Below are 12,354 nucleotides of genomic sequence, written 5' to 3' on the forward strand. Positions count from 1 at the left end.
GAGCCCTTCGGGCTCGGTACTGGCAGGTTATTGCCCCCCACCACACCGAGGCAACTCAATTAACGGGAAAATCCTCGAAGATACGAAGATCGGCCCTGAGCAGCGGGTTCGCCGCGTCGATCATGGCCCGGACGCGGTCAACACCACATCGCCACGACACCGCCGCACAAGCGACGCGGATGCGACCCGCGCCGCCTCGGACGCGGCCGAGACCGCATCGACGCCAGTGCCCCGCACCGGCCGCCGCTAGCCCGCCGACGCCCGGACCACGCCGAGGATCTCCGCGCCGAACCGCTCCAGCTTCGTCGCGCCGATCCCCGAGATCGACACCAGCGCCGCTTCGTCCACCGGGCGCTGCTCGGCGATGGCCATCAGCGTCGCGTCGGTGAACACGACGAACGTCGGCACCTTCAGCTCCCGGGCCCGGTCGCCGCGCCACGACTTCAAGCGCTCCAGCAGGCCCTCGTCCACCGTTGACGGGCACTTCCCGCAGCGGCCCAGCTTGACCTCGATGGTCTCCAGCAGCGGCCCGCCGCAGACGCGGCAGCGCGTCTTGATCGGCGTCGCCGGCTTCTGCTGAGAGCGGGCCACCCGGGCGGCCGGGTGGTCCTCCGGAATCAGGCCGTACAGGAACCGGCTGCGCCGGCGGTTGCGCCGCGCGCCCGGCGTGCGGGCCAGCGCCCACGACAGCCAGAGGTGCTCGCGAGCGCGCGTCACGCCGACGTAGAACAGCCGCCGCTCCTCTTCGATCGCCGCTTCGTCGTCGCCCGCGTGCAGGATCGGCATCGTGCCCTCGGCCAGGCCGACGAGGAACACCGCGTCCCACTCCAGGCCCTTCGCCGCGTGCAGCGAGGCCAGCGTCACGCCCTCGACCGTCGGCGGGTGCTGGGCCGCGGCGCGCTGGTCCAGCTCGGTGTTGAAGCGCGGCAGGTCCGCGTCCCCGACCGCGGAGGCCAGCTCTTCGGCCAGCTCGACGATCGCCAGGAGCGCGTCCCAGCGTTCCTTGGCCGCGCCGCCCGCCGGTGGCGACTCGGTGAGCCCGACGCGGGCGAGCACCGACCGCACCGTCGTGACCAGGTCGGAGCTGCCGTCGCCGCTCGCCGCCCGCAGCGCCGACATCGCCTGCCGGACCTCGGTCCGGTTGAAGAACCGCTCGCCGCCGCGGACCAGATAAGGGATGCGGGCCTCGGTCAGCGCCGACTCGTACGCCTCGGACTGCGCGTTCACCCGGTACAGCACCGCGATCTCGCTCGCCGCGACGCCGCCGTCCAGCAGCTCGCGTACCCGCCGGGCGACGGCCTCGGCCTCGACCGCCTCGTCGTCGAACTCGGCGAAGCGCGGCTCCGGGCCCGGCGGCCGCTGGCCGATCAGCTTCAGCCGCGAACCCGCGGGCCGTCCGCGCGCGGCGCCGATGACGCGGTTCGCCAGCGAGACGACCTCGGGCGTCGATCGGTAGTCGCGCTCGAGCCGGACGACGGTCGCGTCCGGGTAGCGGCGCGTGAAATCCAGCAGCGACTTCGGCGACGCGCCGCCGAAGGAGTAGATGGTCTGGTTGGCGTCGCCGACGACGGTCAGGTCGTCGCGGCCGCCGAGCCAGGCATCGAGCAGGCGCTGCTGCAGCGGCGTGACGTCCTGGTACTCGTCGACGACGAAGCAGCGGTAGCGGTCGCGGAACTCCTCGGCGACGACGCCGTGCTCCTCGAGCACCGCCGTCGTGTGCAGCAGGAGGTCGTCGAAGTCGAGCACCTGGGCGGCGTTCTTCAGTTCTTCGTACGTGCGGTAGACCTGGGCGATCTGAGCTGCCGGCGCCGGGATGTCGCGCTGAGCGCGCGCGGTGACGGCCGGGTAGTCGTCCGGGCTGATCAGCGACGCCTTCGCCCACTCGATCTCGCTCGACAGGTCGCGCAGGACCTCGGTCTCGGTGCCGAGCTTGGCCCGGGTCGCGGCCTGGCCGACGTAGCGGAACTTGTTCTCGAGCAGGTCCCACGGCCGGTCGCCGACCACGCGCGGCCAGAAGTAGCGCAGCTGGCGGCGGGCGGCGGCGTGGAACGTCAGTGCCTGCGCGGCTTCGACGCCGAGGCCCCGCAGCCGCGTCCGCATCTCCCCCGCGGCCCGCGTCGTGAACGTGACGGCGAGCACCTGACCAGCGGAAACGTGTCCCGACCGGATGAGGTGGGCAATCCGGTGGGTGATCGTGCGGGTCTTGCCCGTGCCGGCCCCGGCGAGCACGCAGACCGGCCCCCGCGGGGCACTGGCGGCGGCGCGCTGCTCGGGGTCGAGACCATCGAGCAGACGGTTCAGGCTCTTGGGGGAAAGTACGCCGGTCACGTCCGGCATCCTCGCAGAGGGGGACGGGGAATCGGGGCAGGGGCACGCGGCCGTATCCTGGTCTGATGGCGGGACAGCAGGACAAGGAAGCGGCCAAGCTGGCCAAGAAGGAGAAGCGCGCGGCGAGCAAGGCCCGCCGTGGCCAGCTCTTCGAGGCCTTCAAGATGCAGCGCAAGGAAGACCCGTGGCTCATCCCGTGGATGGCCGGGTCGATCGTCGTCGTCGCCGGCGTGTTGTTCGGGATCGGGTTCTTCTTCGACTCGCAGTGGGTGCTGCTGCCGCTGGGCCTGGTGCTCGGCGCCCTGCTCGCCATGATCATCTTCGGCCGGCGCGTCCAGAAGACCGTCTACTCGAAGGCCGACGGCCAGCCCGGCGCCGCGGCGTGGGCGCTGGAGAACCTCCGCGGCAAGTGGAAGGTGACGCCGACCGTCGCGGCGACGACGCAGCTCGACGCCGTGCACCGCGTGCTGGGCGGCCCGGGCGTGGTGCTCGTCGCCGAGGGCGCGTCGCACCGCGTCAAGACGCTGCTCTCGCAGGAGAAGAAGCGCGTCTCCCGCTTGGTCGGTGACACGCCGATCTACGACGTGACGATCGGCCACGAAGAGGGCCAGATCCCGCTGAAGAAGCTCCAGGGCTTCCTCATGAAGCTGCCGCGCAACCTCAAGCCGGCCCAGGTCGACGCGCTGGAGGCGAAGCTCGCCGCACTCGGCAACCGCGGCGCGGCGATGCCGAAGGGCCCGATGCCGGCCGGCGCGAAGATGCGCAACGTCCAGCGCACGATCCGCCGTCGCTGACCCGCGCGAACGACGAAGGCCCCGTCCACCCGGACGGGGCCTTTCTCATGCAGCGGTCAGCGCATCCGGATGACCACGGTGCCGGTCAGCCGGTCGAGCCAGCTGCGGCCGTCGGCGTTGCGGACGGCCGCCGGGATGATCACGAACGTCAGCACCGCCCGGACCAGCGCACGCGGCGGCCCGACCAGCGCGGCGCCGTCGAGCCGGGCGACGCGGACGCCGACGGCACCCATCCCGGGCGTGAACCCGAAGAAGCCGGCGGACACGACGGAGATGACCGCCCACACGCCGCCGGACCAGAGGTTGAAGTTCTGCATCACGGCCGGGTCCTGCAGGCTGGGGTGCACGAAGATGGCCGTGACCAGGGCCGCGACCACGAGGTCGACGATCAGCCCGAGCAGCCGCGCGCCCCCGCTCGCCGCCGAGCCCACGCCCGATTCGGGCAAACCGAACTTCTCGCCCGGCCAGCGCGACTCGTGCTGATCAGCGTCCTGCCGGCCCTCGCCGGTGCCGGGCAGCCATTCACCGGTCCATCTCGCCACCCATCCAGGGTATGCCGGTGGCGCGGACCACATCCGCCCTGGTCGGATAGCCGGTATCCACCCACCCGTTAACACCCGCGAAACATACGGGTGACGGTCGGGCAACACCGCCCTCTTAGCGTGAGCCGAAGAGAGCACTGCCGTACGAGCTCGAACGAGAAGGAGTCACCGAGGGTGCCCACTACTCCAGACGACATCCAGCGCCTCATCGCCGATGAGGACGTCGAGGTCATCGACGTCCAGTTCTGCGACCTGCCCGGCGTGATGCAGCATTTCACGGTCCCCGCGAAGGCCTTCACAGATGAGGCCTACGAAGAGGGTCTCGCGTTCGACGGCTCCTCGGTGCGCGGCTTCCAGTCCATTCACGAGTCCGACATGTTGCTCCTGCCGGACGCGGCGACCGCGCGGATCGACCCGTTCCGCAAGGCGAAGACGCTCGCGCTCAACTTCTTCGTGCACGACCCGTTCACCCGTGAGGCGTACAGCCGCGACCCGCGCAACATCGCGCGCAAGGCCGAGCAGTACATCTCCGAGTACGGCGTCGCCGACAACGTCTACTTCGGCCCCGAAGCCGAGTTCTACATCTTCGACTCGGTCCGCTTCGACTCCGCCGAGCACGCCTCGTTCCACGAGATCGACTCGGTCGAGGGCTGGTGGAACACCGGCACCGACGAGGTCGGCGGCAACCAGGGCTACAAGACGAAGTTCAAGGGCGGCTACTTCCCCGTCCCGCCGGTCGACCACTTCGCCGACCTGCGCGACGACATCGTCCGCAACCTGACGAACACCGGTTTCGAGATCGAGCGCGCGCACCACGAGGTGGGCACCGCCGGCCAGACCGAGATCAACTACAAGTTCAACACGCTGCTGCACGCCGCGGACGACCTGCAGCTGTTCAAGTACATCGTGAAGAACACGGTGTTCGCCGCGGGCAAGACGGCGACGTTCATGCCGAAGCCGCTCGCCGGCGACAACGGCTCGGGCATGCACTGCCACCAGTCGCTGTGGAAGGACGGCCAGCCGCTGTTCCACGACGAGTCGGGCTACGCCGGCCTGTCGGACACCGCGCGCCACTACATCGGCGGCCTGCTCAAGCACGCCCCGAGCCTGCTGGCCTTCACGAACCCGACGGTGAACTCCTACCACCGCCTGGTGCCGGGCTTCGAAGCGCCGGTTTCGCTGGTCTACTCGCAGCGCAACCGCTCGGCCTGCGTCCGCATCCCGATCACGGGCAACAACCCGAAGGCGAAGCGCGCCGAGTTCCGCTGCCCGGACTCCTCGGGCAACCCGTACCTGGCGTTCTCGGCGATGATGATGGCCGGGCTCGACGGCATCAAGAACAAGATCGAGCCGGCGGACCCGATCGACAAGGACCTCTACGAGCTCCCGCCCGAGGAGGCCAAGAACGTCAAGCTGGTCCCGGGCGACCTCGGCACGGTGCTGGACACTCTCGAGGCCGACCACGACTACCTCCTCGAGGGCGGCGTGTTCACGCCGGACGTGATCGAGACGTGGATCTCCTTCAAGCGCGAGAACGAGATCGACCCGCTGCGCCTGCGCCCGCACCCGTACGAGTTCGCTCTGTACTACGACGTGTGATGCGGTAGGACGGCCCCGGACACGCCGGCGGCGAGGTGCGAAGAGCCCTCGCCGCCGGCGTTTCTCGTTCAGGCCGGGCGCAGGTCCAGCCACATGATGCGGAGGCCGACGTCGCCGTGGACGGGGTGACGGAACGCTCCCGGGGCCACTCCGAGAGTCGTGAAGCCGAGGCTTTCGTAGAGGCGGATCGCGCTCTTGTTGGTGTCCACCACCGCGTTGAACTGGATCGCCGCGAAGCCCGCCTCGCGCGCCCACGTGATCATGTCCGCCGCCAGCGCACGGCCTACTCCCCTGCCCCGGGCTCGGCCATCGCCGGGTCGTACGGGAACGTCCGCTGCTCCCTGACGACGTCGTCGATGATCGGCCAGATTCCCGGCCAGTCGCCGGGACCGGCCGGGCGGATCTCCACCCTCAGCCTTCCGAAGTAGAGAGCAGCTTCAGGTCCGCGCCCGCGGCTTCGAAGCGGCTTCGCGGGTCCGCCACCAGCTTCCGGACTTCCAGGTCCATCAACCCCAGAGTGCAGGTGATCTCCGCGGCCAGGGTCCCGTCGAGCTTGTAGATGTTCGAGTCCATCTTGAACGTCTTGCCGCTGCCGAACTTGACGTCGCACGTCACGTCGACCTCGTCGCCCGCGCGCAGTTCGCGGCGGAACACCACGTGCGTCTCCAGCAGCACCGACGCGAGCTTCTCCTTGACGAAGTTCTCGAACCCGCCGGCCGCTTCGAGCAGCTCCAGTCTCGAGACCTCGCCGTAGGAGTGGTAGACGGCGTGGTTGAGGTGGCCCAGGGTGTCCAACTCGTAGTGCCGGACCTTGATCCGGGTCCGGTACGGCTCGCGCTCAGTCACCAGCCCACTGTAGGTCAGGCCTCGTAGAACAGGTGCTCGACTATGGTGTGCGCCCGCCGGGTGATGCGGCGGTACGTGTCCAGGAACTCGCCCGGGTCGTCCGCGGCCGTCTGACCCAGCACCCGGGCCACCGCCGCCAGGTCACGCCCCGAGCCCGGGACCTCGTCGACCGCCTTGCCGCGCACCAGCATCCCCGCGTTGCGCACCCGCGTCGCCAGCAGCCACGCCTCCCGCAGCGAAGCCGCCTCGGACGCCGAAGCCAGCCCCGCTTCCGGCAGGTACGCCAGCGCGTCGAGCGTCGACGTCGTCCGCAGCGCCGGCACCGAACCAGCGTGCTGGAGCTGCAGCAGCTGGACCGTCCACTCGACGTCGGCGAGGCCGCCGCGGCCGAGTTTCGTGTGGCGCGTCGGGTCGGCTCCACGGGGCATCCGCTCGGTCTCCACCCGCGCCTTGATGCGGCGGATCTCGCGCGCCTTCGTCCCGTCCAGGCCTCTCTCGGGGTAGCGGATCGGGTCGATCATCGCGATGAAGCGCTCGCCGAGGTCGTCGTCGCCCGCGACGAACCGGGCGCGCAGCAGCGCCTGCGCCTCCCACACCTCGCCCCAGCGCGCGTAGTACGTGCGGTACGACTCCAGCGTGCGCACCAGCGGCCCGCTCCGCCCCTCCGGCCGCAGGTCGGCGTCGACCTCCAGGGCCGGGTCCGAGCTCGGCGCGCCCAGCATCTTCCGGACGGTCTCCGCGACCGACGAAGCGAACTTCACCGCGTCGGCGTCCGAGACCCCTTCGGACGGCTCGCACACGAAGAGGACGTCGGCGTCGGAGCCGTAGCCGAGTTCGGCGCCGCCGAGCCGGCCCATCCCGATCACGGCGATGCGCGCCGGCGTGCGACCCAGCTCCGCCTGGCGCTGGCGGAACGCCGCGGCCAGCGCGCCCTGCAGCACCGCCACCCAGACACTCGAGAGCGCTTCGCACACCGCGGGCACGTCGAGCAGGCCGAGCAGGTCGGCGCACGCGATCCGCAGCAGCTCGTGCCGCCGCAGCGAACGCGCGGCCGCGACGGCGGCGTTCAACCCGGGCTGACGCCGGACGGCGGCCCGCAGCGACGTCGCCACCTCGGCGGGCGCGCGGCCCAGCAGCCGGGCCGGGTCGCCGAGCAGCCGCAGCACCTCCGGCGCGCGCACGAGCAGGTCCGGCACCAGCCGGGACGTGCCGAGCAAGGCCGCCAGGTTCTCCACGACCGTGCCTTCGTCGCGCAAGACCCGCAGGTACCACGGCGTGTCCTGCAGAGCCTCGGACACCTTCCGGTACGACAGCAGCCCGCCGTCGGGATCGGGCGTGTCGGCCAGGAGGTCGAGCAGCACCGGCAGCAGCGCCTGCTGGATCGCGGCGCGCCGAGAGACGCCGGAGGTGAGGGCCTTGATGTGCTGGAGGGCGCCGTCGGGGGCGGTGTAGCCGAGCGCCGCCAGCCGGCTCGCGGCCTGTTTGGTGGTCAGGCGCAGCGCCTCGGTCGGCACGTTCGCGACGGACTGCAGCAGCGGCCGGTAGAAGATCTTTTCGTGCAGGCGGCGGATGCCCTTGCCGTGCTTGCGGAACTCGGCCAGCAGCGCCTCGCCCTGGCTCTTGCCGCCGCTCGCCTTGATCCCGCTGGCCCGCGCCAGGATCCGCAGCTCGTCGGTGTCCGACGTCGCGGGGAACAGGTGCGTCCGGCGCAGCCGCCGCAGCTGCAGCCGGTGCTCGATCATCCGCAGGAACTCGTACGACGCGCCCAGCTCGGCCGCGTCCTGCCGGCCGACGTAGCCGCCTTCGCCGAGCGCGGCGAGCGCGTCCATCGTGGACGGCGAACGCAGGTCGGCGTCGACGCGGCCGTGCACCAGCTGCAGCAGCTGCACCGCGAACTCGACGTCACGCAGCCCGCCGCGGCCCAGCTTGAGCTCGCGTTCGGCGTGTTCGGACGGCACGTGCCCCTCGACGCGGCGGCGCATCTGCTGCACCTCGCCGACGAAGTTGTCGCGGTCGGCCGCCGACCACACCAGCGGCGCGACCATCTCGGCGTACTGCCGGCCGAGCTCGGCGTCGCCCGCCACCGGGCGCGCCTTGAGCAGCGCCTGGAACTCCCAGGTCTTGGCCCACTTCTGGTAGTAGCCCTGGTGGCTTTCCAGGGTGCGGACCAGCGCGCCGGCCTTGCCTTCGGGGCGCAGCGCGGCGTCGACCTCGAAGCACGCCTTCCCGACGACCCGCATCGTCGTGCTCGCCAGCCGCGTCGCGACGCCGAGGTCGTCCGCGCCGACGAAGATGACGTCGACGTCGCTGACGTAGTTGAGCTCCCGGCCACCGCACTTGCCCATCGCGATGATCGCGAGGCTGCCCTCGGCGGACGCGCCGACCTCGGCCTCGGCGACGGCGAGCCCGGCGGCGAGCGCGGCTTCGGCCAGCTCGGTCAGCTGCGCCGCGACCTCGGCGTAGCCGGGGTGCTCGAGCCCGTCCTCGACGAGGTGGCCCAGGTCCGCGGCGGCGATGCCGAGCAGCTGGCCGCGGTAGGCGATCTTGAGGGCCTGCTCGGCTTCGAGCCCGGTGACCACCGACCCGTCTTCGCGCACGAGCGCCGTGCGCAGGTTGTCCCGGTAGCACGCGGAGTCGGTGCACTTGTCGCCGGTGAGCGACTGCCACTGCCCCGGGTTCGCGGCGAGGAAGTCGGCGAGCGCGCTCGACGTCCCGAGCACGCTGAGGAAGCGGCCGCGGAAGGTCCGGTGGGCCCGCAGTTGCTCGTCGAGCCGCGTCCACTCGCCCTCGTCGGCTTCGCGGATCCGGTCGATCCCGCGCAGCGCGAGATCCGGGTCGGCGGTCCGGGACAACGCCGCGAGGACGTCGGCGGCGGCCGCGACCGGGCCGCCGTCGTCCCACCAGCCGGCCGCGCGCACCTGACCCTCGGCACGGGAATCGGTGAATCCGTACCTCGCCGCCGAAGCGGTCGAACGCGCGCGGTCAGCCATCATGGACCACCGTATCCGGGAAGACGCCGGTTCAGGCGGCGAGCCGGCCCGGTTCGGTCCCGGCGGGCGTCGGCTCGGGGACCTGGAAGCTGTGCGCGGTGACGGGGTGGCGCCGGGAAAGCAGCCAGATCCCGAGGCCCACACCGATGCCGACGACACCGACGGCGATGGTGCCCGCGGCGCCGAGCGAGGCGATCTTGCCGGACACCGCCCCGACGATCGCGGCGGCGGGCAGCGTGAACAGCCACGCGATGACCATCCGGCCCGCCATCCGCCAGCGCACCGGGGCCTCCCGGCGGCCGACGCCGGAGCCGACGATCCCGCCGGAGCACACGTGCGTCGTCGACAGCGGGAAGCCGAGCCGCGACGAGATCAGGATGACCAGCGCCGAGCTCGTCTGGGCGGCGAAGCCTTGCGGACCCTCGATGTCGGTCAGGCCCTTGCCGAGGGTGTGGGTGATGCGCCAGCCGCCGAGGTACGTGCCGAGCGCGAGGGCGCAAGCGGCGCTGATGATCACCCAGACGGGTGGCGACGCGCCCGCCGGCAGGCTGCCGGCGGTGACGAGCGTGAGCGTGATGACGCCCATGGTCTTCTGCGCGTCGTTGGTGCCGTGGGCGAGGGAGACGAGCGACGCCGAGACGACCTGGCCGACCTTGAACCCGCGCGTGGCCGGCCGGCCACGGACGAGGAAGCGGTAGACGAGGTACGTCGCGATCATCGCGACGACGCCGGCGATCACCGGGCTCGCGGCCGCCGGGATCAGGACCTTCTCGACGATCTTTCCGAAGTGGACCGAGTCGGTGCCCGCCGAAACCCAGGTGGCGCCGATCAGGCCGCCGAACAGGGCGTGCGACGAGCTCGACGGCAGGCCGACGAACCACGTCACGAGGTTCCAGACGATCGCGCCGATCAGCCCACCGAAGACGATCGACGGTCCGATCTTCGTGTCGTCGACCAGACCGCTGGAGATCGTCTTGGCGACCTCGACCGACAGGAACGCGCCGACCAGGTTCAGCACCGCGGAGATCGCGACGGCGACGCGGGGTTTGAGGGCCCCGGTCGCGATCGACGTCGCCATCGAGTTCGCGGTGTCGTGGAACCCGTTCGTGAAATCGAAAACCAAGGCCGTGACGACGACGAGCACGACCAGCAACGAGGGTTCCACCCCGACCTCCGAACCCTTGTGGGACTCCTTCCGCAAGGTACCTGAAGGGTGATGCCTGCCGTTAACAGGACGTTGCTTATCGTGACCCTTGCCGTTAAGCCAGTGGTAACGAGCGTTGACTGTCGGCGGCGGGCTCGAGCTCCCCGGCGGCCAACCGGACGAACCGCTGCGCGAACGGGCGCCAGGTTTCCTCGAGATCGGCGTGCACGGTGATCAACGCGTCGTGCTCGAGTGAGCCCGGACGGGCGAATTCCGCCATCTCGGGCTCATCGGCCGCCCAGCTCGCGACGACGGCGGGCGTCGTCTCGATGTGGAACTGGACACCGTAGACACAACGGTTGAACCGGAACGCCTGGTTTTGGTACAGCGGCGCGGAAGCGAGCAGCTCGGCGCCGGGCGGGAGCCGGGTGATCGCGTCGTTGTGGAACTGCAGGACGTCCTGCATGAGCGGCATCTCGGCGAAGAGCGGGTCGGTCCACGCCGCGTCCTTCTTGGCGACGAGGTGCGGACCGACCTCGGGCCCGTCCCGCCCGACCTCGACGCGGCCGCCGGTCGCGACGGCCAGCAGCTGGGCGCCGAGGCAGATCCCCAGGGTCGGGATCCGCTTCGTCGCGGCTTTCGCCAGCAGGCGCCGGACGTCGGCGAGCCACGGGTGCTTCGCGTCGTCCTCCGCGGCCATGCCGCCGCCGAGGCAGACGACACCTTGGTAGACGTCGGGGTCGGCGGGCAGGTCGTCGTTCGGCGGCAACCGGACGTCGAGCTCCGCGCCGGCGTCGGTGAGCCAGTCGCCGAGGGGGCCGAGCGGGTCCGACGCGTCCGGCTGGATGATGAGCAGTCGTGTCACGTCTTCCAGGGTAGGTGCGTCAGCAGGCGCACCGGATCGCGGCTGTTCGTCCTGGGCCATCGACGGGGTAGCCGGCCGCGATCCAGCTGGTGATGCCGCCGGAGAGCCGTTTCACCTGGAACCCGAGCTCGGCGAGCTTGAGGGCGCCTTTGGTGGCGGCGTTGCAGTTGATGCTTTCGCAGTAGCAGATGTAGACGAGCCGCTTGTCGAGGCGGGCGGTGGTTTCGGCCGTCATGTCCTTGTAGGGGAGGTTGATCGCGCCGGGGATGCGAGCTGCCTTGAAGGCTTCTTCGGCGCGCGTCTCGACTACGACGTAGCCGTCGGTGTGACCGGCTTCGAGATCTCGGACGAGATCGTCGGGGTCGACCTCGAAGGCGAGTTCGGCACCGAAGTAGTTCATGGCGACTTCGGGCGCCGGGGCGGGGACGGTGAGCGTGCGTGCGGTGGTCATGCCTTGAATCCTGCTGGTCCCGGCGGTTCGGACACAGGGCAGAATCGAGGCGGAAGCCCGGGACGGCCGGGGATTTCCGCGTTCTGACCCTGCTCACCTTGGAGAATCGCGGTGGACCTCGACGACGTCGACTGGCACCTGCTGGAGCTCCTCCAGGAGGACGGCCGGCTCAGCTTTTCGGAGCTGGGCCGCCGGGTGTCGCTGTCGGGTTCGGCGGTGACGGAACGGGTGCGCCGTCTCGAGGAGCGCGGAGTGATCACGGGCTACGCGGCTCGCGTCGACACGACGAAGCTGGGGCTGCCGATCGAAGCGATGGTGCGGGCCCGGGTGCGGAGTCTGGACACGCCGCGGTTCCGGACGGCGGTGTTGCCCCTGCCGCAGGTCGTTGCCGCGGATCACATCACGGGGGACGAATGCTGGATCCTGCGGGTGCTGTGCCGGGACACCGCGGAGCTGGAGGGGCTGGTCGAGAAGGTACAGCGGTACGGGGAGACGACGACGTCGCTGGTGTTGTCGAGCCCGCTGCGGAGCCGGCCGGCGCCTCGGCCGCACTCGGTTTGAGGCTTCGAGCGTGATCGGGGGGCATCACGCGTGACTGAAGGGGCATCACGTGTGCTTGGAGGGTCGACACGGCGAATCCGGGCATGAAAAAGGGCCCGGGCCGGGAGACTCGCGTCTCAACCGGGCCCAGACCCTTCCCCAAAATAAGTTCGGCGGTGTCCTACTCTCCCACAACCCTTCGGTTGCAGTACCATCGGCGCTATCAGGCTTAGCTTCCGGGTTCGGAATGGGACC

12 protein-coding genes and 1 rRNA gene are annotated in these 12,354 nt (G+C 70.6%); 3 read left to right on the forward strand and 10 right to left on the reverse strand.

The window, feature by feature from the left end; translation table 11 throughout:
* Positions 1–246: 246 nt before the first annotated feature.
* On the reverse strand, positions 247–2,328 hold the full coding sequence (locus tag AB0N03_RS12565; protein ID WP_364369599.1) for an ATP-dependent DNA helicase UvrD2: 2,082 nt from the start codon (positions 2,326–2,328) through the stop codon (positions 247–249).
* A gap of 65 nt (positions 2,329–2,393) precedes the next feature.
* Between AB0N03_RS12565 and AB0N03_RS12570 the strand changes: the two genes are divergently transcribed.
* Positions 2,394–3,122: a DUF4191 domain-containing protein gene (locus tag AB0N03_RS12570; RefSeq protein WP_364369602.1), complete on the forward strand. Its 729-nt coding sequence runs from the start codon at positions 2,394–2,396 to the stop codon at positions 3,120–3,122.
* Positions 3,123–3,178: 56 nt separating this feature from the next.
* Here the strand turns inward: AB0N03_RS12570 and AB0N03_RS12575 are convergent, their stop codons facing one another.
* On the reverse strand, positions 3,179–3,568 hold the full coding sequence (locus AB0N03_RS12575) for an RDD family protein (RefSeq protein ID WP_364369663.1): 390 nt from the start codon (positions 3,566–3,568) through the stop codon (positions 3,179–3,181).
* Positions 3,569–3,838: 270 nt separating this feature from the next.
* Between AB0N03_RS12575 and glnA the strand changes: the two genes are divergently transcribed.
* The gene (gene glnA / locus AB0N03_RS12580) at positions 3,839–5,263 is read left to right on the forward strand and encodes a type I glutamate--ammonia ligase (protein WP_364369605.1); all 1,425 of its coding nucleotides are present in this window, start codon (positions 3,839–3,841) and stop codon (positions 5,261–5,263) included.
* Positions 5,264–5,331: 68 nt separating this feature from the next.
* On the opposite strand, the gene AB0N03_RS12585 is transcribed toward glnA, so the two are convergent.
* From AB0N03_RS12585 to AB0N03_RS12615, 7 genes are all read right to left on the reverse strand, one after another.
* On the reverse strand, positions 5,332–5,526 hold the full coding sequence (locus tag AB0N03_RS12585; protein WP_364369608.1) for a GNAT family N-acetyltransferase: 195 nt from the start codon (positions 5,524–5,526) through the stop codon (positions 5,332–5,334).
* A 20-nt stretch (positions 5,527–5,546) separates the two neighbouring features.
* Positions 5,547–5,672 (reverse strand): hypothetical protein, encoded by a 126-nt coding sequence (locus AB0N03_RS12590; protein ID WP_364369611.1) that lies wholly within the window; start codon positions 5,670–5,672, stop codon positions 5,547–5,549.
* Positions 5,673–5,674: 2 nt separating this feature from the next.
* Positions 5,675–6,109 (reverse strand): acyl-CoA thioesterase, encoded by a 435-nt coding sequence (locus AB0N03_RS12595; protein WP_364369614.1) that lies wholly within the window; start codon positions 6,107–6,109, stop codon positions 5,675–5,677.
* A 14-nt stretch (positions 6,110–6,123) separates the two neighbouring features.
* Positions 6,124–9,099, reverse strand: a complete 2,976-nt coding sequence (locus AB0N03_RS12600) for a bifunctional [glutamine synthetase] adenylyltransferase/[glutamine synthetase]-adenylyl-L-tyrosine phosphorylase (protein WP_364369617.1) — start codon at positions 9,097–9,099, stop codon at positions 6,124–6,126.
* Between the two features lie 31 nt (positions 9,100–9,130).
* The gene (locus AB0N03_RS12605) at positions 9,131–10,264 is read right to left on the reverse strand and encodes an inorganic phosphate transporter (protein WP_364369620.1); all 1,134 of its coding nucleotides are present in this window, start codon (positions 10,262–10,264) and stop codon (positions 9,131–9,133) included.
* 94 nt (positions 10,265–10,358) lie between these two features.
* Positions 10,359–11,108 (reverse strand): type 1 glutamine amidotransferase, encoded by a 750-nt coding sequence (locus AB0N03_RS12610; protein WP_364369623.1) that lies wholly within the window; start codon positions 11,106–11,108, stop codon positions 10,359–10,361.
* Between the two features lie 19 nt (positions 11,109–11,127).
* The gene (locus AB0N03_RS12615; RefSeq protein ID WP_364369626.1) at positions 11,128–11,559 is read right to left on the reverse strand and encodes a rhodanese-like domain-containing protein; all 432 of its coding nucleotides are present in this window, start codon (positions 11,557–11,559) and stop codon (positions 11,128–11,130) included.
* Between the two features lie 111 nt (positions 11,560–11,670).
* Here AB0N03_RS12615 and AB0N03_RS12620 point away from each other — a divergent pair, with 111 nt between their 5' ends.
* Complete coding sequence (locus tag AB0N03_RS12620) at positions 11,671–12,120, forward strand: Lrp/AsnC family transcriptional regulator (protein WP_364369629.1); 450 nt, start codon at positions 11,671–11,673, stop codon at positions 12,118–12,120.
* A gap of 147 nt (positions 12,121–12,267) precedes the next feature.
* Here AB0N03_RS12620 and rrf read toward each other — a convergent pair.
* Positions 12,268–12,354, reverse strand: a 5S ribosomal RNA gene (gene rrf / locus AB0N03_RS12625); the annotation flags it as partial.

Source organism: Amycolatopsis sp. NPDC051061, assembly GCF_040682935.1.
Classification (GTDB): Bacteria; Actinomycetota; Actinomycetes; order Mycobacteriales; family Pseudonocardiaceae; genus Amycolatopsis.